The following is a 23,988-nucleotide window of genomic DNA, read 5'->3' as shown; positions in this document are numbered from 1 at the left end:
GCTACTAGGCTTCAACATAACTTATGAGCGGAAAGCTTTTTTTATGATAAAAATAAAAAAGACCGGCAAAAAAATGCCGATCCGTTTATGCCCGCGCTAACATGCGCTCAAGCGCGAGCATCGCTCCTTCCGCTACATCTTTCGGAACAGTAATGTGATTGACAACTTTCCCTTCAAGCAACGATTCAAGCGCCCAAAGCAAATGTGGTAAATCAATGCGATTCATCGTTAAACATGGACACATATACGGGTTTAACGACACAATTTCTTTATCTGGATGTTGCTGAATCATCCGATTAACTAAATTCATTTCTGTTCCGATGGCCCATTTACTTCCTGACGGTGCTCGAGCGATCGTTTCAATGATATATTTTGTTGAACCTGCATCATCTGCTTGTTGAACAACTTCCCAGCTACATTCTGGATGAACAATAATTTTCATATCCGGCTTTGTTTTTCGGATATGTTCAATATGTTTTACTGTAAAATTTTCATGAACAGAACAATGTCCTTTCCATAAAATCACTTTAATTTGTTGAACGTCACCGTCGTATAGAAGTGTATTTGTCGCTGGATCCCATACAGCCATTTGTTCAAGTGGAACGCCAAGATCATAAGCTGTATTTCTTCCTAAATGTTGATCAGGCAAAAAGAAAATACGTTCTTTTTGTGTCAACGCCCAAGCGACCATTTTTTTTGCGTTTGATGATGTCACTGTCGCTCCGCCATGCAAACCGACAAACGCTTTAATCGCAGCAGTCGAGTTAACATACGTTAACGGTAAAATCGTATCTCCAAACATTTGTTGTAATATTGGCCATGCTCGCTCTACTTGTTCAATTTCTGCCATATCTGCCATCGAACATCCAGCACGCATATCTGGCAAAATGACGACTTGTTCATCGCTTGTTAAAATATCAGCTGTTTCCGCCATAAAATGCACGCCGCAAAATACAATATATTCAGCTTCTTTATTTTTCGCTGCTACTTGTGCGAGTTGCAATGAATCACCTGTCGCATCTGCAAATTGGATGACTTCATCTTTTTGATAGTGATGTCCTGGAATAAATAAACGTGTGCCAAGCTCTCGTTTGACACGAGCTACGCGTGTTTCCATTTCTTCGACTGACAACTGTTTATACGTCTCCGGCATCGCATCGTGTTGCTGCATGAGTTGTAATACGTTCATCGCTCATTCCTCCTACTGCACGTTTAAACTAATATCTAACGCTTTTGCTGAATGCGTCAACATGCCTAACGAAATATAGTCGACACCTGTATCCCGATATTGCGCGATGTTTTCAAGAGTAATTCCGCCTGAAGCTTCCGTAATGATCGAGGATGGGACAAGCTGAACAAATTCACGAATTTCTTCAGGCGTACGGTTATCAAACATAATGACATCCGCTCCCGCCTCAACCGCCTCGATCACTTGCTGTTTCGTTTCTGTTTCCACTTCAATTTTCACCATATGACCTAGTTGCGAACGGACGCGTTTCACTGCTTTTGTAATCGAACCACAAAACGCAATATGGTTATCTTTAATCATCACTCCATCATATAAGCCGAAACGATGGTTGTATCCGCCGCCACACGTTACAGCATATTTCTCTAACATCCGAAGCCCCGGCGTCGTTTTTCGCGTATCACAAATGCGTGTATGATTGCTGTTTAATGCTCGAACAGCTCGATTTGTCAACGTAGCAATGCCGCTCATGCGCTGAAGTATATTTAAAATGACGCGCTCACCTGATAAAATCGGGATGATCGGACCTGAAACGACTGCGATGACTTCTCCTTTTTTTACGCTTTCCCCATCTCTTTTATATAATTGACATGTGATCGATGGGTGTAATAGCTTATATCCGATGTCAATCACCGATACACCTGCGATCATTCCATCTTCTTTTGCAACAAATATCGCTCTTCCTTCATCCGCAGGAGAAAAGATCGTTTCGCTCGTTATATCCCGTTCTCCGATATCTTCTAAAAAAAACTGCTTAAGTAGCTCTTTTAACTTTAGCTCATTCAACGGGATCCCTCCTTCATGAGATGTTCTTCTTTCGTGCGGACGATGCGCCGCTTTTCCCAATACGTTCTTTCAAACGGCTCATCACTTCGATAATGAGCCCCTCGGCTTTCTCTTCTTTGTAAAGCTGAAGTCGTCATAAGCCAGCCAACGATTAACATGTATATAATCGTCCGCTTTTCATCATCATGCTCCGGTGCCATGTTGACAAGCTCATCAATCGAATATTGTTCAAACCATTGCTTCGCGTAAAACAATTGGTCATACTCGCGCACGATGCCGACATATTGCGTCATCATACGCTGAATGTCCTCTTTTGTCGGCAACGCAACGCGCACGTTATTTTCTTTTCTTTCGCTTTTCTTTAACGTCAAACGCTGCTCGGTTTTGTTTAACAATTGGAAAGCAACGCGTCGACTAAAGACGAGCGCTTCAAGCAACGAGTTGCTTGCTAAACGGTTCGCTCCGTGCACACCTGTACATGCTGCCTCTCCAACCGCATATAGTCCCGGCAATGTCGTTTCACCATCCACATTCACAACGATGCCGCCCATTAAAAAATGAGCACCTGGGACGACAGGAAGGAGACCGTTGCGCCAATCGATTTGATAGCGTTCACAAAGCGATGTAATCGTCGGAAAACGGGATGAAAAATGCGGAATCATCGAAACATCTAAAAAAACAAAATGACCGTTTTTCATTTCTCGCTCAATCGCTCGAGATACGACGTCGCGCGGCGCTAAATCTTTTTGTGGATGCACTCCGTCCATAACGCGCCGACCGTCATCAGTCACTAACATCGCTCCTTCTCCACGAACCGCTTCCGAAATGAGGCCGACAGCTTTTCCGTCCACATAGAGCATTGTTGGATGGAATTGCACAAATTCCATATCCGCCACAGCCGCGCCAGCTCGATATGCCATCGCAATGCCATCGCCCGTTGCCGTTTCTGCGTTTGATGTAAACGCATACAACTGTCCAATTCCACCTGTTGCGATCACGATCGCGCTCGCTGTATACGTTCCATTTTTCGTCTGTACGCCCACACAACGTCCATCGGAAACGAGCAAATCAATGACAGGATCGTTTTCAATAAACGTCACGCGGTTAGAAAGCTTTTCAAATAAAAATGAAACCATGTTTTTTCCTGTCGCATCGCCTCCCGCATGTAAAATGCGCCTCATGCGGTGCGCCCCTTCTTGCCCGAAAAGCAATTGGCCATGCTCATCTACATCAAATGAAAAACCGAGGTTTATAAACTGTTGAATGGCCTCGCGTCCTTCTTGAACTAAAATGCGTACCGCTTCCTCGTCATTATGCTCACATCCAGCAATCATCGTATCTGTATAATGAGATAACCAATGATCGTCAGGATGAATGGCAGCCGCGACTCCCCCTTGAGCAAGCCAAGAGTTGCTCGTTTCTTTTTTTGACTTCGTGAAAATAATCACATTTTTATGCTCGCATAAATGGTAAGCAACCATTAACGCTGCAAGGCCGCTACCGACGATAATCACATCCGCTTCACGCATGGATGTTCCTCCATTTCATACTGTCTTGACACCTATATTGACATATATTTAAACTGATGACAAGACTTTTGTTTTTGGAAGTGGTGAACGAGATGATTTATTTAGATTACGCAGCAACAACACCAATGAGTGAAGAAGCTTTAGCCGTTTATGTACAAAGTGCGAGAACATATTTTGGAAATGCAAGCAGCCTCCATGATGTCGGAACAGCTGCAAACGAATTGCTTACGATTTGTCGCAAACAACTCGCTCAACTCACTCGTGGCGAAGAAAAAGGAATATATTTTACAAGTGGCGGAACAGAAGCAAACGTTCTCGCTATTCGTTCGCTCGCTTACGCCCATCGCCATAAAGGGAAACATATCATTACATCAAGCGTCGAGCACGCTTCCGTTCACGCTGTATGCGCGCAACTTGAACAAGAAGGATTTACCGTGACATACGTGCCAGTCGACCGCTTCGGACAAGTGGATATCGGGGCACTTGAACGGGCATTAACGGACGAAACTATTCTCGTTTCTATTCAACATGCAAATTCTGAAATTGGTACAATTCAACCGTTGCAACAAATCGGTGAATTATTAAAAGAAAAACAAATTATCTTTCATAGCGATTGTGTACAAACTTTTGGTAAAATACCGATAGATGTGAAACAACTTCACCTCGATAGCATATCGATCGCTAGCCATAAAATTTATGGTCCGAAAGGGGTCGGGGCTGTATATATAAACCCGCGCGTACGTTGGCATATGTGGTTGCCAAACACCACACATGAAGGCGGATTTCGTCCCGGAACAGTAAACGTCCCTGGCATCGCTTCCTTTACAACCGCAGCGATCGAAGCGGAAAAAAAGCGAGAAACGGTTCAACAAAACATGAACGAATTGCGGCGTTATTTTGTTGAACAAATTGCGAAAAAACAACTGTCCATCACCGTTTTTGAACATCCAACAGATCAATTACCACATATTGTTGGCTGTCTCGTTCACGGATTTGAAGGACAATATGTGATGTTACATTGCAATCGTCACGGTATTGCGATTTCTACCGGAAGCGCATGTCAAGTTGGAAAGCAAGCACCATCAAAAACGATGATTGCCATCGGGAAAGAAGAAGACGAAGCAAAACAATTCATTCGTCTATCATTTGGGATGCATACGACAAAAAGCGAGGTCGAAGAGGTTGTTTCCGTACTTGAACAGCTTCAAAAAGAAAGGATGTCACGATGAAAAAAGAGAGAAAACTGCTAGGGGAAGAACGACGAACACTTATTTTGCAATGGTTAAAAGAAACGAAACGCCCGATGACAGGAACGGAATTGGCTAATAAAACGAACGTAAGCCGCCAAGTGATCGTTCAAGATATTTCGCTATTAAAAGCAAAAAACGAACCGATTATTGCGACAAGCCAAGGGTACTTATATTTATCGCCTTCCTCCACCAACATGTATACGCGCGTCATCGCTTGTTGTCACACGCCAGAACAGGCCAAAGACGAACTATATACAATTGTCGACTATGGCGTCACGGTCAAAGACGTAAAAATTGAGCATCCGGTATATGGGGATTTAACAGCATCCATTATGGTTAGCAATCGGTTAGAAGTCGATGAATTTATTCGAAAAATTAACGAAACGAAATCCGCCTATTTATCTCAACTGACCGATGGTGTTCATTTGCACACACTTGAAGCAGATTCCATAGAAAAACTTGATGAAGCATGTGCCGCATTAAAACAAGCGCGGTTTTTGATTGAATAAAAACATCCCTTCACACGAGGGATGTTTTTTTTACCATATAATATGGATAACTACCTAATATTTGCACTGTACAGCCAAGCGCTTCCAGTTCAGCAATCGCCCCAGGGATTAAAACGTCGTCCATTTTTTGATCAATATCAATAATGAAAAAATAGTTTCCTAACCCTGTCTTCGCTGGGCGGGATTCAATTTTTGTCAAGTTCAGTTTTCGCCATGCGAACGCTGATAACACTTGATGAAGCGCCCCGGCCTGATCTTTTGGCAACATGACCATTAACGTCGTTTTAAACCCATCTTCTTTATCTGTCACAGGCAACAAATAACGCTCGCGATGCAAAACAATGAAGCGCGTATGGTTGTAGTCATAGTCATGAATGTTTTCTTTCGCAATCGCTAAACCGTATTGTTTCGCGGCGAGACGATTGCCAATCGCCGCCATCTTTCCTTCTGGATGCTCACTTACGTATTTTGCTGCTGCACTTGTTGATGTGACGTATTCATATGTGGCGTGCTTTAAATGACGATGTAAAAACTTATGACATTGGGCGATCGCATGCGAATGAGAATAAATGCGTTCAACATGCATCCAATGCTCCAATTGAGATGGATGTACGAGCAAATGTTGCTCAATCGGCGCAATAATTTCCCCAACAATTAGCAAATTGCATTCATGAATTAAATAATCGATCGTCAAGTTCACAGAACCTTCCAGCGCATTTTCAAGCGGAACAACAGCTAGTTCAACTTCTCCGTCACGCACAGCGTCCATACATTGTGGAATCGTATGATATGGAACGTTTCGTATATGAGGAAAAACCGCTTCAACAGCTGCATGCGTAAACGTCCCTTCTGGTCCTAAATATCCTATTTTCACAATCCTTCCCCTCTCTACGCCCCTGAACCGAGAATTTCTACTTTTTCAACAAAAGGCAACTGTTTTAATTGCGAAAGTAACTCATCGATTGTTATCGCCATCTCGCTCGTACTAACGGACAACGTGACGTTTGCCCGCCCTTGAAGCGGAATCGTTTGGTGAATCGTAAGAACGTTGCAATTTGCCGCGGCAACGACGCTTAATAGCTTCGAAAGGGTGCCTGAGCGGTCTTCTAAATGGAAAAAAAGCGTAATAATCTGTTCCCGAACCATCGTATGAAACGGAAAAACAGCGTCACGATATTTATAAAAAACGCTTCGGCTGACATCGACAAGCTGTACAGCGTCAGCAACAGAATCAACTTTTTTTCGTTCAATTAATTCTTTTGCCGCCAACACTTTTTTCATGGCTTCAGGCAATACATCTTCTCGCACTAAATAAAATTTTTTATCCACCGCACAAGCTTCCCCCTTTCGCATTAGTCGACAAATTCAAATTCGTAATTCAACAGTTTGACAATATCCCCATCTTTTGCTCCGCGAGCACGCAACGCATCATCGACGCCAAGCGAACGCAATTGCCGTGCAAAGCGACGCACCGACTCTTCTCTTGAAAAATCGGTCATTTTAAACAGCTTTTCAATTTTTTCTCCCGATAAAATAAACGTTCCATCATCATCACGCGTAATATGAAACGGTGCTTCTTCTTTTTCCAATTTGTAAACGACGCGATGAATCGCTTCTTCTTCTTGTGGATAAAGCGGAAATTCTGGCGTCGTTTCAAGCAGATCAGCAATCGCAAATAACAGTTCGCGCAACCCTTGGCGTGTCACTGCTGAAATCGGGAAAATCGGCACATCGTCTTTTAGCTTTTCTTTAAATTCACGCAAATGTTGTTCCGCGTTTGGCATATCCATTTTATTCGCAACAATAATTTGCGGTCGCTCTGTGAGACGCAAATTATATTGTTTTAATTCTTCGTTAATGACTAAATAATCTTCGTACGGGTCTCGTCCTTCTATGGCAGCCATATCAATGACGTGAACGATGACGCGCGTCCGCTCAATATGACGTAAAAATTGATGCCCAAGTCCAACCCCTTGATGCGCTCCTTCGATAAGCCCCGGCAAATCGGCCATCACAAAACTGCGGCCGTCTTCTGTTTCAACGACACCTAAATTCGGAACGATCGTTGTAAAATGATAGTCTGCAATTTTCGGTTTTGCCGCTGAAACGACGGACAATAACGTCGATTTGCCAACGCTCGGAAAGCCGACAAGTCCAACGTCCGCGAGCAATTTTAATTCCAGCGTCACGTATCGTTCTTGACCTGGTTCACCATTTTCAGCAATTTCTGGAGCCGGATTCGATGCGGTCGCAAAGCGAGTGTTTCCGCGTCCACCTCGTCCGCCTTTCGCTACGACAAATCGTTGGCCATGCTCTGTTAAATCCGCAATGACTTCTTTCGTTTCATCGTCAATGACAACCGTTCCTGGTGGCACTTTCACAATTAAATCTTCTGCGTTTTTTCCGTGTTGATTTTTCGACATGCCATGTTCGCCGCGCGGTGCTTTAAAATGGCGTTGGTAGCGAAAATCCATTAACGTACGCAACCCTTCATCAACAACAAATACGACATCTCCCCCTTTTCCGCCATCTCCTCCAGCCGGTCCGCCTTTTGGTACGTATTTTTCGCGCCGAAACGCGACCATTCCGTTTCCACCGTCGCCACCTTTCACATATATTTTCACTTGATCAACAAACATCGTTTTTCTCCTCCGATCTTTTCATCTACTCAACAAGATGAATGATTGCACATATTGTTAGTTCATGTTCATGAATGGCATGTTCACAAAGCGTAAACGCATCATATTGATTATGCTTTTGAATCCATTGTTTTACCATCTCAAGCTCATGAAGCATACCACGATAATCAAAAAAGAGCCGCACATCGTTTTCTGTTAAATCAATTGTAATCGTTACATAGTTTTCGACATGTGGAGAAGAACATTCCTCAAGCATATGTAAAAATCGTTGACACCACGTAGCGAGCATATGATCGTATGCATGTAATGAACGTGGCTCTCCTAACACTTCATACTCTAGTTGAATGTGGCGTGCTTGCCAATGGTACGTCATCAGCAGTTCAGCGAACCGTTCTGTTTGTAAATTCGTGAGCTTCGCTTCATTTTCTGCTTCAATGATAATTTGTTGAATGATTTCATTGACGCGATCGATGCGCCGTAAAGATAAATTTCCTTTAATTAATTGGATTTTATTGAGCCAATCGTGTCGGGAATGACGCAATGCCTCTACAATCGTCCACCGCTTCTCCATCATTCATTCTCCCATAAACAGTTTGACTATAATTATAACATACGCCAACAAAAAGAAAACCCTAACCAAGTCGGTTAGAGTTTTCCACTTCCTTATGCTTCTTTCACAACAGGATATACGCTCACTTTTTTACGATCGCGACCCATGCGCTCAAAACGAACGATGCCGTCAACTTTCGCATAAAGTGTGTCGTCGCCACCGCGTCCCACGTTTAATCCTGGGTAAATTTTTGTTCCGCGTTGACGATAAAGAATAGAACCGCCTGTAACGAATTGACCGTCTGCACGCTTCGCGCCAAGACGTTTTGCGATCGAATCACGACCGTTCTTTGTTGAACCTACCCCTTTTTTCGATGCGAAAAACTGAAGATCTAAACGTAACATGCCGTGTCACCTCCTACAACGTTTTCGTCGTTATTTTGACGTATTTCCCGTAATCACGCTCAATCGTTTGGAGCGACACGATCATCCCTTCAAGAAGAAGCTGCACATCGGCTAATACTTTTGCATCTTCAATTGTCGGAAGTTCACAATGAAGATAGCCGTCTTTTCCTTGTTGAATGATCGGTTTCACATTCGTCAACGCAACGATTGCATTAACCGCACCAAACGAAATGGCTGATACACCGGCACATACAATATCTTGGCCACGCTTCGCAAACTGAGCGTGTCCGCTAATCGTAAAGGAACGAATCGTCCCTTCCACCGTTCGATTAATCGTTATACGAATCATCGCTTACGCCTTATGCGTTAATTTTTTCGATCACAACTTTTGTGTATGGTTGGCGATGACCTTGTTTACGACGATAGTTTTTCTTTGGCTTATATTTGAAAACGATGATCTTCTTTTGACGACCATGTTTTTCAACTTTCGCCGTTACTGTTGCGCCAGCGACTGTAGGATTGCCAACTTTGACATTTTCGCCACCTACAAATAACACTTTGTCAAATGTTACTGTTTCGCCTTCTGCTGCATCAATTTTCTCGATGTAAATCGCTTGGCCTTCTTCTACTTTAATTTGTTTTCCACCAGTTTCAATAATCGCGTACATATTTGCACCTCCTAAATTAGACTCAGACTCGCCAGCTGTGAGGCGGTTCAAGCGAACGCTTAAATAGCCTTAGCTGAGCGGTTGTAGCACGGGTGCTACACAACATAGAAGATGATAGCATAAAAAGAAAACAATTGTCAATACGTATAAAGCAAATGGCCGATCGGTTCATTCGTTCGTTTCTCATGAAAATAAGCGTACAACAATTCGTTTTCATCAAGTTCCATTTCCATTTGGTTTTTCTTTACGATAATCGCATGTTTTTTTCCGCGATGAAATAAGAGAAGAACGTGAAATAACGAATCATTTGCATCCACGACAAGTCGCTTTAACGCTCGATATTCGACCCGTTTTCCGTAATATCGTTCCAACAAAAAACGCATCCATACATACGGACGTTGCTTCCATTCCATCCAAATGGCATGCGCTAAAAAGCAGGCGATGATCCATAAATTGATGTGCAATGGAGCATGGATCAATAAAGCGGCGAAACAAATGACTAAAAAAAAGACGGAAGCATAAAGCGTTTGTTCGTGCGCCCGGCGAAACGATGTGCGCGCCGTACGATACAAAAAAAAGAGCTTCCCTCCATCAAGCGGCCAAATAGGCAATAAGTTAATAAGTAAAATAGATATATTATATTCCATTAGTTGTTGGTACCATTCATTAGATAACATGTTTGCCCCATGAGCGATATACGCAATGAAAAAAATAAGTATATGCTGAAACGGTCCCGCTAATGTCACGATCAATTCTTCATGAAACGGCCGATTGCCGTGTTCATCCATTTCAGCCACTCCGCCAAACGGCAAAAGTAAAATGCGTTTTACGCGCCATGAAAACATATGCGCTGCGACAACGTGTCCTAGTTCGTGCCAAAGCACTATCCAAAACAATAAAAGAAGTGTCTGAAATTGTGCAGTCATAACGGCAATAAGCGCAACAACCCAAAAAAGCGGATGAATATGAATGTTTATAAAAATAGATAACCATTTATTCAAAGGAAATCACCTGAACTGGATCAATAAAATGATCCCCTTGCTTCACAGCAAAATAAAACAAACCTTTATGATCGTTCGTTTCCGCTCTCCCCACTTCTTTTCCTGCCTCAATAAAGTCATACAACTTCACCGAAATAGCGGATAACTTTCCGTACCACGTTTCACTTCCATCCGCATGTTGAATAATGACTGTTTTTCCGTACGGTTCTTTCACTCCTGCAAATACGACAATTCCTTCTTCGACTGCTTCAATGGCTTGATCGGTTTCAATGACAATGCCTTGTCCATTATGTTCAAACGTTTCCACGACGCGCGCTGAAGCTGGAAAGGCATATGCGGCTATTGTTGTCTCTTGTTGTTTGTTTACGTTAAAAAACGCAAGTGGCTTACCAAATGTTTTTTCGTACCATTGTGCAACTGTCGCAAATTGAAAATCTTTTGCCATCGCTTGTTTCACAAACGTACGCGCACCTTCAACTTTCGGAGAGTCATATTGAAATAAAATCGCAACGCCAAAAAACAAAAGAGCTGACAGAAAACTTTTCAATAAAAATATATCTTTGCGAAAAAGTGGCGGTTCTCGCTCCCCATCGTACGTCACAACTGTCGGATTCCCATATTTTTCTTCTTCACTCCAATTTGTCATCATCGTTTGAACGTAACGTTCACGCTCCTTTTTTCGCTTGGCGATTCGCTTTCGAATATGTTCAATTCGATCGCTCACATTCCCACACCCCTCTCGTCCGATTTGTATTATATGTATGGGGAAATGGAGAAGATATGAATGAAAAAAGCACCTCCAAACGGAAGTGCTAACGCGCGCTAAATAGCTTTTTTATTTTCGAGAAAAAGCCTTTTTGTTCTTCATCATCGAGCGACATCAGCGGTACGGATTCACCGAGAAGACGACGGGCGATGTTGCGATATGCTAAAGACGCTTTACTGTTCGGATCAAGCACGATCGGTTCACCGTTATTTGACGCTTTAATGACATGTTCGTCATCAACTATAATCCCAAGTAAATCAATGGATAAGTGCATCACAATTTCATCAATATCTAACATATCATGATTTTTTAACATATGGCTACGAATACGATTAATAATTAAACGCGGTCGTTTCATATGCTCTTCTTTTTCAAGTAAACCAATAATTCGATCAGCATCGCGCACAGCTGAAATGTCCGGCGTCGTCACAACGATCGCTTCATCAGCTCCAGCAACAGCATTTTTATATCCTTGTTCAATGCCTGCTGGACAATCAATTAAAATGTAATCGTAATCTTGTCTTAAATCGTCAATGAGCTGTTTCATTTGCTCTGGTGTGACAGCCGATTTGTCACTCGTTTGGGCAGCTGGCAATAAATATAAACGATCTTCAAATCGTTTATCTTTCACAAGCGCTTTTTGAATCGTGCAACGTCCTTCGACGACATCGACAAGATCGTAAATAATGCGATTTTCAAGCCCCATAATGACATCAAGGTTGCGCAAACCGATATCGGTGTCAACGAGACAGACACGCTTTCCTAATAGCGCTAGCGCTGTTCCGAGATTTGCCGTCGTTGTCGTTTTGCCAACGCCGCCTTTTCCAGAAGTAATAACAATCGCTTCTCCCACTGTCAAAAACTCCTTTCTAACCGGGTTAAATTCGGACGTAAATGCGTCAATAGCTGGAGTCGATCGACAACAATTTGATCATGTTCATCAATATAAGCGCACTCCATTTCATTTCCTTCATCGCTACGATAGTCTGGTGCTCGGTTCATCACATCACTAATGCGCAACTGTGTCGGTTTCATCACTGATGCAGCGATAATGGCTTGACGGTTTCCTTCATACCCAGCATGCGCAATGCCGCGCAATGCTCCTAATATAAAAATATTTCCTGTTGCAATGACCGTCCCACCAGGATTTACATCACCGATTAAAAGTAAGTCTCCATCGACGTGTAGCACTTGTCCAGAACGAATGATTTTCGCGACCGATACAATTTCACTTTTCTTTTTCCATTCCAACGCTTCTTGCTTCGTCATGACATTGCTTACAATCGAGTGGACAATTAAATGTTTCTTTGCTCGAATCACATCGCGCAATCGTTCTTCTTGTTCACGCGTCAAATATCTGTTACCAACATGAACGTGCACAGCAACAAGCGGCCCTTCTTCGTCGCGTGTTGTTGTCGTCAATAACTCATCCACTTGTTTTAACAATTCATCATAGGCACACGTATCATCAAGATGCAACGTCAGCCCTTCTTTCGTCCCTTTCATCGACACATATGGTCTTTTTTCCTTGCCAGCCACGACTTTCACCTCAATGAATAGTTCTCCGCATTTTTCTTGTATTCCTTCATACTGGCGACGATTCGTCCCGCTTCTCACACCACTTAAGCAGCAATTGCTTTAACGGATAAGCAATAACTAAAATAACAATCGTATGAATAAATAGCGTTGGTAAAAAGCGCGACTGCAAAAATGTTGGAACAGGCATCGTCGTCCGGCTAATAACGAGTTGAATGACATATGCGTACCATTCCACACACGCAATGGCAACAATCGCAAAAAAGGAGGCTGTCCATGCATTTTTATGAAAAACGTTCATCGCTTTCGCAATTAAATAAGCAAGGAGCGCAAAGGCAAACGCATAAGCGCCTAATAATTCCGTATATGCCACATCATACAACAGCCCAAAGATAAATCCGTACGTCATTCCTTCTGCTTGTCCAATAAAAATCGTAATAAACACAATTAAAATAAGCAAAATACGCGGAACGAGCAAATAAACATCAAATAACGGATACGGAAAAAATTGCACAATAATGCTTTCCAATAAAAACATAACGGTCACAAGAGAAGGGAGAAAAAAACGTCTCATTGTCCTTCCTCCTCTTGTGACATTTCAATTTTTCGTTTCACGATCATCACATCATCAATGTCATAAAAATTCGCTGCTGGCTTGATATAGGCAATTTGTGTCAGCCCGTACTCATCCGCAACGACTTCTCCCACTTCTCCGATAAATAATCCTTTTGGAAAAATCCCGCCAAGTCCTGATGTAAATACACGCTGCCCTTTATTTATTTTCGCATCATATGGAATGCGTTTGAGCAGCAATGCTTCCCGTTCTTCGTCGTATCCTTCGATTAAACCGAATACGTTTTCATCTCCTTGAATAAATGCAGAGATGCGATTTTGTCGATCGTTTGCACTCAAAAGTTGCACCGTTGCGCTAAATGGTGAGACGCTGCGCACTTTACCAATGAGCCCTTGAGGCGTAATGACTGCCATATCTTTTTTCACACCGTGTTGAGATCCTTTATTTACAATTAACGTCTCTTCCCAACGATCTGGATTGCGCCCGATCACCGTCGCTTGAATGGCGACAAAATCACGTAAACTTTCTTTTTTATCAAGCAGCTCACGTAAACGTTCGTTTTCTTTTTTGAGCGATTCCACCTCGGATTGCAAAAGAACGTATTGCTCTAAGTGCGCTTTTAACTGCTTGTTTTCTTCATATGTATGGCGCAAATCGTTCACATTTTCAAAGAAGCCCGCAACGAGCTGTGCGGGCTTGTGCACGATAGATTGCATAAAAACAACGGTGTCTTTCGCGAATTTTTCCATCCACGTTAATTCATTTCGTTCTTTTAACGAAAAACCAATGAGAGCCACGAGTACCATGATGCTAACAAGCAATATAATTAGCCGTTTATTTAAGAAAAATTTCGGCATAACGACACCTTCTTACGCATTAGCGATGGTCTCGCGCTTTATTTTTAAATAAATGAATATGGTCGAGCGCTTTTCCTGTACCGATCGCGACGCAATCGAGCGGATTTTCAGCAATAATAACTGGCATGTTCGTTTCTTGGCTAATGACTTTATCTAAATTGCGCAATAACGCTCCTCCACCCGTTAACACAATTCCACGATCCATAATATCTGCAGCAAGTTCTGGCGGCGTTTTTTCAAGCGTATTTTTTACGGAATCAACAATGGCATATACCGTATCGCGCAACGCTTCAGCGATTTCTTCCGCATGAATTTCAATCGTTTTCGGTAAGCCTGTTAATAAGTCGCGACCGCGAATTTCCATGCTTCCGATCCCTTCCGGATTGCCTGCCGACCCAATTTCGACTTTAATCGCTTCCGCTGTGCGCTCCCCAATCATTAAATTGTACGTTTTGCGAATATATTGAATAATGGCTTCATCCATTTCATCACCAGCGACACGAATCGACTGGCTCGTAACGATGCCGCCTAAAGAAATGACAGCGACTTCCGTTGTGCCACCCCCGATATCGACAACCATGCTTCCTGTTGGCTCCCATACAGGCAAATTCGCACCAATTGCCGCCGCAAACGGTTCTTCGATCGTGTAAGCGTCGCGAGCCCCTGCTTGTCTCGTTGCGTCAATGACAGCACGCTCCTCGACTGCCGTAATACCTGACGGCACGCACACCATCACGTATGGCTTTCCAGCAAACAATCCGCTATTTTTCGTCGCTTGTTTAATATAGTACTTCATCATAATGGCTGTCGTTTCGTAATCAGCGATCACTCCATCTTTCATTGGACGAAGCGCCACAACGTTTCCTGGCGTACGTCCGATCATTTGTTTCGCTTCATTTCCAACGGCAACAATTTGTTTCGTATCTTTTTGTAGCGCAACGACAGAAGGCTCGCGCAAAACGATTCCTTTTCCTTTCACGTATACAAGCGTATTGGCAGTGCCCAAATCTATTCCGAGATCTCTTGATCCAATTCCAAACATGTTCGTATCTTCCTTTCTGAAACAAAATGCTTTCAAAAACTCATGACATTTATTATAACGCAATTACAATGAAAAGAGAATGATTTTACACATATCCTTTTTCTTTTAAACTCACATATGTTTTATCACCAATAATTAAATGGTCAAGCAACTCAATGCCAACGAGACGGCCGCATTCTGCGAGCCTGCGCGTCACTTCAATATCTTCGCGGCTCGGCGTCGGATCCCCTGATGGATGATTGTGAATGCAAATGATCGAAGCAGCAGAACGTTTAATCGCTTCTTTATACACTTCGCGCGGATGGACGATCGATGCATTTAAACTGCCGATAAATACTGTCTTTTTATGCATCACTTGATTTTTCGTATTTAAATATAGCACAACGAAATGTTCTTGGCTTAAAAAACGCATATCTTCCATGACGTAACGCGCACCGTCTTCCGGAGAACGAATGACGTAACGATCATCGTATTGAAGTTGATGCACGCGTCGGCCAAGTTCAAGCGCTGCAATAATTTGGATCGCTTTTGTTTTTCCGATCCCTTTAATGCTTGTCATTTCTTCAATCGTTGCATCTTTTAGCTGACGAAGTCCTTCAAAATGGGTAAGTAAATGTTGCGCAAGCGTAAGAACGGAATATTGTTTCGTCCCCGTGCGAAGCAAAATAGCTAACAATTCTTGATTGGATAAACTTTGCGGTCCTTCAGAAAGCAAGCGTTCACGCGGGCGCTCATCGGGCGGAACATGACGAATAAGCATACGTTCCCCCCTCTATTTTAACCTTTTTTTAACGAAATGGATAAAATCCGAATTTTTTTAATTCGCGAGCGAGCCTTGCAATCGGCAAACCAACAACGGAAAAATAGTCGCCGTCAATCTTTTTCACAAAAAGCGCCCCACGTTGTTGAATGCCGTATGCGCCCGCTTTATCGAGCGGTTCTTTCGTTGCAATATATGCCCAAATATCTTCATCTGTAAGTGGCCAAAACGTGACGTCTGTTTTTTCTGCGAAAGTGACACACTCTTTTTCCGTACAAATGGCGACACCTGTCCATACTTCATGTGTCGTTCCTGATAAACGTTTTAACATCCGAAAGGCGTCTTGTTCGCTTGTCGGCTTTCCAAGCACCTCATTTTCACATACAACGATCGTATCAGCACCGATGACGCACGCGTCGCTTTTTTGTTGCCATACTGCATTTGCTTTTTTATGTGCGAGCTGCTGTACAATTTCACTTGGGGATAAATCGGCATCAAATGATTCATCGACATCGCTGACGAGGATGTCAAACGGAAGTCCAAGCATACGAAGAAGTTGTTTTCGACGAGGAGAACTAGAAGCTAAAACAAGTTGCATCGTCATCACCTTTCTGTCATGAGCGTTTGTTTCAAGGAAGATACAATTGTATCGTACCAAATTTATACACAATATACAATGGTTCGACAAAGAAAAAAAGAAGCTGCGCGCTTCTTATTGTAAAACATTTAATAAATGTTGTTGTGCGATCCATAATTGTGATTGATCGTTTGTTTGGCGAAAAGCGAAAAGCGCTTCATACGCTTTTTTCATATGTTCATCTTGAAACGAATACGACTCGAGTTGCTTCCATTGTTCATTTGAAAACGGTTGTCCATTCAACAATAAGCTAATTGCTGAAACGATCGTCATAAACGGCTCCTTTTCTTTTTCTCCTACCGATATGTTCCATGTTTTTACGTATGTGTCAACTCCAAGCAGTTCGTATAAGCTCGCGATTTTCTTTGCCTCCTCTTTCGTCAATGCCATGCCTAAAAAGACGTAAATCGGTTGTTTTCCTACCATGACGCTTGGACGATGTTGCCCTTTTATTTTTTGTACGTACGCTTTCGCCGCTTCCGTATCTTGAAACACCCCACCTTGAACGACAAAAACGGTTGCTGTCGGTTTCATCATTGGCTCTTCTTCCTTTTGTTCTTGCTGCAATGTGGGGGTCGAAGGAGTTTCGGTTGTCGGAATGATCGTTAATACAAATAAACCAAAGCTTGTCCCAAGAACGACAGCTAAAGCAATCGCTAGCAAAAACGAACGCCAAGGTGATCGTTTTTTATATCGTTTACTATCAAATTGGATCGAATCATCTTGTTTTTCATGCCTTTCATCGCTCTCATCACTTGTCCATTGCGGTAATACGTTCGTCGCTGTCGTATACGGTTGTTCTTTTCCATTCACTTTAATCACAATTGCTTTTTTCGCTGGCTTGTCCATTTTTTCTCCCTCCCGCTGTCATTCTTCGGTCATCGTAACATAAAAGAAGAAAAAAAAAACGAGACATTTGTCGTCTCGTCGCGGAAGGTTTTCGTCAAATTTCGCACTACCGATCTTGAATGTCATTTATCGACAACTGATCGACAGGTACGCCATTTTCTTTACAAATTTGCTTCGTTTCCCCTTTTAAACAAACCGCATACGCAATCGTACCGTCATGTTGTTTCGTCACAATGACATACGAATCATCATTTGGGGGCAACCGTTTCGATGTGTACGGATCAATGATTCCCTCAAGAACGCCATCGTCAACTAATTGTTTGTACGTTAATATCTCACTTTCATTTGGCGTTAAAAACTCTACTTTTTGTGCACCAACGTGAAGTCGTGCCGCCTCGTATAGCGAATACGCTGTCGCGACAAACGCTCGATCACGTGACTTTTTAATGACTTCAACGACAGACACGGTCGCAATCATGACTAAAATACTTAAAATAACAATGACGGCTAACAGTTCGATTAACGTCATTCCGCGCTCATTTTGCATCCGACCGACTCCTTTATTGCTCCGTTAGTGAAGGAAACGGATTGCGCTTTTCGCTCGGTTGCGGTAAATCAAGCGGTGGCAATTGCTCAATCCATTGGCGCAACTCTGGCGCATAAAACGTTGAAACAGTAAGGGAATAAGACAGCTCCGGTACTTCATCCATCACTGTCGTCCATTCTTCATATCCTGTAAACGATAGCGAATCGACTGACACGATGCGCTTCGATCGCTCCAACACATCAATAAATTGTTCGAGCGCAAAATAGGAAGGAGAGCGAACAGATATATTGACCGTTAATTTTTGAATCGGAGTAGGAGGCCCTTCAACGTTTTCTCCTTCTTGAAAGGTGAGCGACAATACTTCACTATTTGATACGACTTCTGCTTTTTCAATATCTAATAAAAACTGCTCGACAAACGGTTGAACAGGGACGCGTTTTTGCAACTCGATTAAACTGATACGCAAATCGTCTGACGGTGGCTTGCTTTGTAACGTTTGCAGCAACTTTTTTTCCATCTGTAATTCTGTTTTCAATTGCTCTCTTCGTTCATCAAGCGGTTTGTACACATATATATATAGCGCAAATGATAGTAGCGTAAGCAACAAGAGGGAAATCATCACGATAAGTCCTTTTCTCATTTTCCCCCTCCTTGTTGCTGTTTTTTCCATTCCTCCATATTTAGCTGAATAGAAAATTGTCCGATATACCGCGGCATGATTCCTTCTTCTTCCGCCTTTCCTTCTGATGCAGTTAAACTCGTCAGTTTCACGTCTGCGATAAACGATGCGTCTTTTAATGATTGTAAATATGCGGCACTTTCACGCGTTGTATCAAATTGAGCGGTCAGTTGAATGGCGCCATCTCGCGCATACGAAACGTTCATTAAAAACCCTCGCTCTGGCAATCGTTCAATCAATTCATGTAAAAGCGCGACCGTATGAATCGGATATTGCTCCGCCCATTGAATCGCTTCTTGTAACTGGACTCCGACAGATGTGTTCGCAGCTGTTTTTTGTTTTTCTTCTTCTGCTATTCGTAACGCTTTCGTTTGATCAAGCTCCGTTTTTAATTGGGCGATTTGTTGTTCCATGCGTTGTACGACGAAATAAAACGTCGTCGCACCAACGATGAATAAAACAGCGGCCACAATGGATAAAAGCGGGATGAGACGGGATTTTCGTTCACGTTTCGTCAATAAGTTAATTTCGACTAGCATGTGCACTACCCTCTTTTAGTCCGAGTCCAATTGGTAAATAATAAGCTGGATCGACCGAAAGTGGCAACGTCAACGTTTCGACCGCGATATCCAGACGCTCTTGTAACAAGTTAGCAAACGTATTGATTAGCGGGTGGTCCCCAGTAATGACGATGCGGGTAATTTGCGCCTTGCCTTGTTGTAATGAAAAACGGTAAAAGCTCATGACGCGCTCAAGCTCTTTATATAAGTCTTCAAGCTGTCGCTCTGGTTCACCTTCTTTTAACCACGTCCATCCTTCATTCGTTTTTTCCCAATACGTCCATTGAGCATCAAACGCTAACTGGCGCGTGAATATTGGACGATGTTGATAAAATACGCTGACGTTCAACGACGATAAATCAAATTGAACGAATAAAAAGTGATCAACATCGTTCGCTAAATGAAATGTGTAAAATAAGCGATATAAGCTAAGCGGAGAAATATCTGCCACGATCGGTTTTAATTTCACTTCCTCAAACAATTGCGCATATTGCATCACGTTCGCTTCCGGTGCGGCAAACAATAAAATGTGAAACGCCTCTTTCGTTTTTTCAAGCAAAGCATAGTCAAATACCGCCTCTTCAAACGGAAGCAGAATAGTTGAACCAATTTCCATAAATAAATAACTACGTACATCTTCTACATCGATTTCTTTCGGTAACGGAACTTTACGAATAACGATGAGTGGATCCGGAACGAGAAAGCGAATGCGGCGATGTTTCATCTTCCACATATCGACACATTGCTCCATAATATGAGCGAACTGTTCTTCATCGACAATTTTCCCGTCTCGCACAATTCCTTCTGGAAGCGGCCATTCCTCGCACGTATGCAAAACGAGCGGTTGCTGTTGTTTTAATTCGACATAGCGAATGACGTGATCTTTTATAACAATGTTGCCCACTTTATGTTTCAACGAAAAAAGCCGCATAGTTCGTTCTCCTTACATCATAACCTTTACGTACGCATCGATGATCGTATCTCCGAAAAAATAAGCGATTAACGTCCCAACGACGATCGCTGGTCCGAACGGCATCGGTTCGCCTCGTTTCACACGGCCAATTGCCATACCAATCAGTCCGAATATTGTCCCGACGAGCGTCGATAAAAAGAAAGCTAGAACGGTAAGCTTTGCACCAAGCGCTAAACCGATTAACGAAAATAGTTTAATATCTCCACCACCCATGCCACCTTTACTCACAACCGCTATGACAAACAATATCATAAATCCAACAACACTACCGAGTAAACTATTCCACCAAGGAGTAAGCGGAGCAACCCATAAACGTTCAGCAAGAAGAAGTGGAGTAAAAAATAATAAAACACGGTTTGGGATAACCATATAATACACGTCAGACACAAAAATAATAACGAATAAAGAAATGAGCGTCCAACTAACAGCTACTTCTGCTGACCAACCGACAAAAAGCGGGGCAAGCGTAAACAATATAGCCGTGGACAGCTCAATCAACGGATAAACAAAGGAAATGCGCGCCGAACACGCGCGACATTTCCCTTTTTGCAACACATACGAAACAACCGGCATTAACTCTAACGCCGTCAACGTCCGCTTACAATGTGGACAATGCGAACGCGGCGCAACAATCGACTCCCCTTTCGGTACCCTTAACCCAACAACATTATAAAAAGAGCCGAGAAAAAGACCGAGGAGGAAAGAAATAGAAAGCAACATATACGATCACTCTTATTTATACGTTTAGTTTTCCAAAAAATTTTATATTTATTTTTTTACTCAATCTCGTTTACCGCATCACGTTTTAAATCTTTTTCTTCTACAGCAACCCCATCTTTTCCAAAAACACCACGTGAGTCATTAATCAACTTTACAAAATATGTTAATTTTGTGTCTGTATTTTTTATAAGCACATATGAATACGCTTTTTTTGGATCGTCTTCGGATGTAAGTGGTTTGTTGTCGTAACCAGATGGTGCCTTCTTATATGACGTAGTATTCCCATCCGGATCTTTTACGGTTTCTAGATACCCTTTGCTTTCTAAATAAGCAAGAGGAAGAACTGTATATTTTCCATTAGCAGGAATCAAATCTTTATCCGCCGTCACAGCAATTTTTGCTGCGTTAATCATTTGTTGTGCGTTTGCTACATGAGCGTCTTTTTTCGAGTTGTCGATTAATCCTCCAATACTAGGAATCGCAATGGCAGCAATAATCCCTAAAATAACGATGACTGCTAACAACTCAATTAACGTTAAACCTTTTTCGTTACGAATGAATCGTTTTAACATAATTCCTCTCCTTTGCATTTTTTTGTTTTCTCTCATCATTTTACACGATAACAGTCTAGTTGAAAAGTACTAGTTTTATTGTTGAATATGATTAAATATATCAAACATCGGCACTAAAATGGATGTGACGATCGTCCCGACGACGCTTGCAAGCAATACGATCATGAGCGGCTCAATTAACGATTTTAAACGATCCGTCGCTGCTTCGACTTCCGCTTCGTAAAAATCAGCAACTTTTGCAAGCATCGCATCTAGTGAGCCGGTTTGTTCTCCGATCGCAATCATTTGTGTGACAAGTGGCGGAAATGCCCAATGTCTCTTCATCGGCTCTGTTAATGATTCTCCGCGTTCAAGCGCATCCCGCGATGTGCGAATGACGCGAGCAACGACTTCGTTTTCAACGACCGTTTCTACGATGGCAAGCGCTTGTAAAATAGGGACAGCGCTTGAAAAAAGAGAACTTAATGTGCGCGTCATACGCGCTAGCACCGCTTTTTGCATCATCCCACCAAAAATCGGCATGCGAAGCATGAAAACGTCTAAATAATATTTCGTTACTTTTTGTTTCCTTAACATGATTAATAAAATATATAGAGCGATGAACAACAAAATGACGCCCCACCAATACGTTTGCATCACTTCGCTTGCACGTAAAACAAACTTCGTAATGGTTGGCAGTTCTGCGCCAAAATCAGCAAACATCGAAACGAATGTCGGAACGACGCTCACGAGCAAAAAGATGACAACGACGACAGCAATCATTCCAACAACGATCGGATATGCAAGAGCGGAAACAATTTTTTGCCTTGTGCGATGTACTTTTTCAAAATGATCGGCAAGCCTTTCGAGCGTTTCGTCAATGCTTCCGCTCGCTTCCCCCGCATGAATCATATTGACGACGAGCGAAGGAAAAATGTTCGGATGATCTGTCATCGCCGTAGACAACGGTTTACCGCTTCTCAACTGCTCCTCAACGTGCACGAGCGCTTTTTTTAACGCTTTACTTTCCGTTTGTTCCGCTAAAATGCGAGTGGCGTCAACGATCGTTACCCCTGCTTTTAAAAGCGTAGCAAATTGGCGTAAATAAATGACGAAATGCTGCAGTTTTACGGGATTTCCGAACGTAATTTCTTTTGTTAATAACGTCTGTGGTACTTCGCGTACGTCAATGACTTTTAATCGTTGTTCTCGCAGTTTCATGATGACATCTCGACGCGACGAAGCAACGATCGTACCTTTTTTCACTCGCCCGCGCACATCGCGCGCTTCATAGCGAAATTGCGCCATCTATTTCACCCTTCCTGCAAATACGGCTCAACCGATTCTTTTGCAATGAATCCTTGTTGGACGAGTTCTTTAATGTTCGCTTCAAGCGTATGCATACCGAGCGCGCGGTTCGTTTGCATAATGCTCGGAATTTGATGTATTTTTCCGTTGCGAATTAAATTTGCAATTGCCGCATTGTTAATTAATATTTCTGTCGCTGCAATGCGTCCGTTTTGTTGAGCGCGCGGAAATAATCGTTGCGAAATAATCGCAACTAACACAGTAGCCAATTGAATGCGAATTTGTGTTTGTTGCTCAGGTTGAAATACATCAATGATACGATCAATTGTCGCCGGTGCGCTGGACGTATGAAGCGTCCCGAATACAAGATGCCCTGTTTCCGCGGCGGTAATGGCTGTTTGAATCGTTTCTAGATCGCGCATCTCTCCAACTAAAATGACGTCTGGATCTTGTCGAAGCGCCGCTCGAAGTCCATTTGCGAAATTGTTTGTATCCGTCCCGATCTCGCGCTGGTCAATAATACATCCTCCATGCTTATGCACGTATTCAATCGGATCTTCAAGCGTAATAATATGTTTGCGCATCGTTTTATTCATATAATCGATCATCGCAGCTAACGTCGTCGATTTTCCGCTTCCTGTCGGTCCGGTAACAAGAATAAGCCCTTGTGGTTTTGTTACCATTTTTTTTAATACATCTGGCAATTGCAATTCTTCAAGCGTCGGAATTTTTGTCGGTACGATACGAATGGCAAGCGATATGCATCCACGTTGTTTAAACACATTCACACGGAAACGTGAAACACCGGAAAGGCTATACGACAAATCTAACTCGCCATCTGTTTCAAAGCGCGCCCACATATGCTCTGGAACGATCGCTCTTGCCATTTGTTCTGTATCGGTTGGCGATAACACACCTTGACCGTATCGTTTTAAATCTCCGTTCACGCGAAAAATCGGGGGAACGCCGACCGTTAAATGAATATCAGATGCTTTTAACTCAAATGCAGCTCGCAACATCGCATCTACTTTTTGTCTCATCTTCATC

Annotated in this window: 30 protein-coding genes and 1 other annotated feature; of the genes, 2 read left to right on the top strand and 28 right to left on the bottom strand. The window is 42.6% G+C overall.

The window, feature by feature from the left end:
* Positions 1-85: 85 nt before the first annotated feature.
* The 3 genes from nadA to nadB are packed head-to-tail and all read right to left on the bottom strand — an operon-like array spanning position 86 to position 3,561.
* Entirely contained in the window at positions 86-1,189 is a 1,104-nt protein-coding gene (gene nadA / locus K1I43_RS04490) for a quinolinate synthase NadA (protein ID WP_136260276.1), read from the bottom strand.
* Between the two features lie 12 nt (positions 1,190-1,201).
* Positions 1,202-2,032 carry a carboxylating nicotinate-nucleotide diphosphorylase gene (nadC, locus tag K1I43_RS04485; RefSeq protein ID WP_136260277.1) on the bottom strand — a complete coding sequence of 277 codons (831 nt, stop codon included), beginning with the start codon at positions 2,030-2,032 and terminating at the stop codon, positions 1,202-1,204.
* A complete protein-coding gene (gene nadB, locus K1I43_RS04480; RefSeq protein ID WP_035065559.1) occupies positions 2,029-3,561 on the bottom strand; it encodes an L-aspartate oxidase in 1,533 nt (510 codons plus the stop codon). The genes nadC and nadB overlap by 4 nt, the downstream gene beginning before the upstream one ends.
* Positions 3,562-3,653: 92 nt before the next feature.
* Between nadB and K1I43_RS04475 the strand changes: the two genes are divergently transcribed.
* Together K1I43_RS04475 and K1I43_RS04470 are read left to right on the top strand one after the other, a co-directional pair.
* A complete protein-coding gene (locus K1I43_RS04475) occupies positions 3,654-4,790 on the top strand; it encodes an IscS subfamily cysteine desulfurase (RefSeq protein ID WP_136260278.1) in 1,137 nt (378 codons plus the stop codon).
* Positions 4,787-5,320: a transcription repressor NadR gene (locus K1I43_RS04470; protein ID WP_019416793.1), complete on the top strand. Its 534-nt coding sequence runs from the start codon at positions 4,787-4,789 to the stop codon at positions 5,318-5,320. The genes K1I43_RS04475 and K1I43_RS04470 overlap by 4 nt, the downstream gene beginning before the upstream one ends.
* A 10-nt stretch (positions 5,321-5,330) precedes the next feature.
* On the opposite strand, the gene pheA is transcribed toward K1I43_RS04470, so the two are convergent.
* The 25 genes from pheA to K1I43_RS04345 all read right to left on the bottom strand — a co-directional run bounded on the left by pheA (position 5,331) and on the right by K1I43_RS04345 (position 23,981).
* A complete protein-coding gene (gene pheA, locus K1I43_RS04465; RefSeq protein ID WP_136260279.1) occupies positions 5,331-6,194 on the bottom strand; it encodes a prephenate dehydratase in 864 nt (287 codons plus the stop codon).
* Between the two features lie 14 nt (positions 6,195-6,208).
* Positions 6,209-6,649, bottom strand: coding sequence for an ACT domain-containing protein (locus K1I43_RS04460; protein WP_009361724.1), 441 nt, complete (start codon positions 6,647-6,649; stop codon positions 6,209-6,211).
* Between the two features lie 23 nt (positions 6,650-6,672).
* A complete protein-coding gene (gene obgE, locus K1I43_RS04455) occupies positions 6,673-7,959 on the bottom strand; it encodes a GTPase ObgE (protein ID WP_009361725.1) in 1,287 nt (428 codons plus the stop codon).
* A gap of 25 nt (positions 7,960-7,984) precedes the next feature.
* Positions 7,985-8,533 (bottom strand): Spo0B C-terminal domain-containing protein, encoded by a 549-nt coding sequence (locus K1I43_RS04450; RefSeq protein ID WP_009361726.1) that lies wholly within the window; start codon positions 8,531-8,533, stop codon positions 7,985-7,987.
* Between the two features lie 89 nt (positions 8,534-8,622).
* The gene (gene rpmA, locus K1I43_RS04445; RefSeq protein WP_003396301.1) at positions 8,623-8,913 is read right to left on the bottom strand and encodes a 50S ribosomal protein L27; all 291 of its coding nucleotides are present in this window, start codon (positions 8,911-8,913) and stop codon (positions 8,623-8,625) included.
* A 13-nt stretch (positions 8,914-8,926) separates the two neighbouring features.
* A complete protein-coding gene (locus tag K1I43_RS04440; protein ID WP_009361727.1) occupies positions 8,927-9,262 on the bottom strand; it encodes a ribosomal-processing cysteine protease Prp in 336 nt (111 codons plus the stop codon).
* Between the two features lie 10 nt (positions 9,263-9,272).
* Positions 9,273-9,581: a 50S ribosomal protein L21 gene (rplU, locus tag K1I43_RS04435; RefSeq protein WP_009361728.1), complete on the bottom strand. Its 309-nt coding sequence runs from the start codon at positions 9,579-9,581 to the stop codon at positions 9,273-9,275.
* Positions 9,582-9,595: 14 nt separating this feature from the next.
* Positions 9,596-9,674 (bottom strand) — a sequence feature (ribosomal protein L21 leader region).
* 44 nt (positions 9,675-9,718) lie between these two features.
* Positions 9,719-10,582: a M50 family metallopeptidase gene (locus K1I43_RS04430; protein WP_136260280.1), complete on the bottom strand. Its 864-nt coding sequence runs from the start codon at positions 10,580-10,582 to the stop codon at positions 9,719-9,721.
* Entirely contained in the window at positions 10,575-11,306 is a 732-nt protein-coding gene (locus K1I43_RS04425; protein ID WP_136260281.1) for a M23 family metallopeptidase, read from the bottom strand. The genes K1I43_RS04430 and K1I43_RS04425 overlap by 8 nt, the downstream gene beginning before the upstream one ends.
* Positions 11,307-11,394: 88 nt before the next feature.
* Positions 11,395-12,201: a septum site-determining protein MinD gene (gene minD, locus K1I43_RS04420; protein WP_009361731.1), complete on the bottom strand. Its 807-nt coding sequence runs from the start codon at positions 12,199-12,201 to the stop codon at positions 11,395-11,397.
* A gap of 2 nt (positions 12,202-12,203) precedes the next feature.
* On the bottom strand, positions 12,204-12,854 hold the full coding sequence (gene minC, locus K1I43_RS04415) for a septum site-determining protein MinC (RefSeq protein ID WP_218610409.1): 651 nt from the start codon (positions 12,852-12,854) through the stop codon (positions 12,204-12,206).
* 79 nt (positions 12,855-12,933) lie between these two features.
* A complete protein-coding gene (gene mreD, locus K1I43_RS04410; protein WP_019416788.1) occupies positions 12,934-13,458 on the bottom strand; it encodes a rod shape-determining protein MreD in 525 nt (174 codons plus the stop codon).
* A complete protein-coding gene (mreC, locus tag K1I43_RS04405) occupies positions 13,455-14,315 on the bottom strand; it encodes a rod shape-determining protein MreC (RefSeq protein WP_019416787.1) in 861 nt (286 codons plus the stop codon). Before mreC ends, mreD begins: the two co-directional genes overlap by 4 nt.
* A 19-nt stretch (positions 14,316-14,334) precedes the next feature.
* Positions 14,335-15,357 carry a rod shape-determining protein gene (locus tag K1I43_RS04400; protein WP_006320433.1) on the bottom strand — a complete coding sequence of 341 codons (1,023 nt, stop codon included), beginning with the start codon at positions 15,355-15,357 and terminating at the stop codon, positions 14,335-14,337.
* A gap of 85 nt (positions 15,358-15,442) precedes the next feature.
* Positions 15,443-16,117, bottom strand: coding sequence for a RadC family protein (radC, locus tag K1I43_RS04395; RefSeq protein WP_009361735.1), 675 nt, complete (start codon positions 16,115-16,117; stop codon positions 15,443-15,445).
* A gap of 28 nt (positions 16,118-16,145) precedes the next feature.
* Positions 16,146-16,715, bottom strand: a complete 570-nt coding sequence (locus K1I43_RS04390; RefSeq protein ID WP_033383219.1) for a Maf family protein — start codon at positions 16,713-16,715, stop codon at positions 16,146-16,148.
* Between the two features lie 114 nt (positions 16,716-16,829).
* Positions 16,830-17,603 carry an SPOR domain-containing protein gene (locus tag K1I43_RS04385; RefSeq protein ID WP_019416785.1) on the bottom strand — a complete coding sequence of 258 codons (774 nt, stop codon included), beginning with the start codon at positions 17,601-17,603 and terminating at the stop codon, positions 16,830-16,832.
* A gap of 106 nt (positions 17,604-17,709) precedes the next feature.
* Positions 17,710-18,150, bottom strand: a complete 441-nt coding sequence (locus tag K1I43_RS04380) for a type II secretion system protein (protein ID WP_009361738.1) — start codon at positions 18,148-18,150, stop codon at positions 17,710-17,712.
* Between the two features lie 13 nt (positions 18,151-18,163).
* Entirely contained in the window at positions 18,164-18,790 is a 627-nt protein-coding gene (locus K1I43_RS04375) for a type 4a pilus biogenesis protein PilO (RefSeq protein ID WP_019416784.1), read from the bottom strand.
* Positions 18,787-19,368 carry a PilN domain-containing protein gene (locus K1I43_RS04370; protein ID WP_019416783.1) on the bottom strand — a complete coding sequence of 194 codons (582 nt, stop codon included), beginning with the start codon at positions 19,366-19,368 and terminating at the stop codon, positions 18,787-18,789. The genes K1I43_RS04375 and K1I43_RS04370 overlap by 4 nt, the downstream gene beginning before the upstream one ends.
* A complete protein-coding gene (pilM, locus tag K1I43_RS04365; RefSeq protein WP_019416782.1) occupies positions 19,352-20,320 on the bottom strand; it encodes a type IV pilus biogenesis protein PilM in 969 nt (322 codons plus the stop codon). The genes K1I43_RS04370 and pilM overlap by 17 nt, the downstream gene beginning before the upstream one ends.
* A 12-nt stretch (positions 20,321-20,332) precedes the next feature.
* Positions 20,333-21,082, bottom strand: coding sequence for a prepilin peptidase (locus K1I43_RS04360; protein ID WP_019416781.1), 750 nt, complete (start codon positions 21,080-21,082; stop codon positions 20,333-20,335).
* Positions 21,083-21,138: 56 nt separating this feature from the next.
* The gene (locus tag K1I43_RS04355; protein WP_019416780.1) at positions 21,139-21,654 is read right to left on the bottom strand and encodes a prepilin-type N-terminal cleavage/methylation domain-containing protein; all 516 of its coding nucleotides are present in this window, start codon (positions 21,652-21,654) and stop codon (positions 21,139-21,141) included.
* A 75-nt stretch (positions 21,655-21,729) separates the two neighbouring features.
* On the bottom strand, positions 21,730-22,941 hold the full coding sequence (locus K1I43_RS04350) for a type II secretion system F family protein (protein WP_019416779.1): 1,212 nt from the start codon (positions 22,939-22,941) through the stop codon (positions 21,730-21,732).
* Positions 22,942-22,946: 5 nt separating this feature from the next.
* Positions 22,947-23,981, bottom strand: coding sequence for a type IV pilus twitching motility protein PilT (locus K1I43_RS04345; RefSeq protein WP_026011518.1), 1,035 nt, complete (start codon positions 23,979-23,981; stop codon positions 22,947-22,949).
* Positions 23,982-23,988: the final 7 nt, after the last annotated feature.

The organism is Anoxybacillus sp. ST70 (assembly GCF_019553625.1).
Classification (GTDB): domain Bacteria; phylum Bacillota; class Bacilli; order Bacillales; family Anoxybacillaceae; genus Anoxybacillus; species Anoxybacillus gonensis.
Note: the sequence above shows the minus strand (reverse complement) of the source record. Positions and strands in the feature narration are given on the sequence as shown.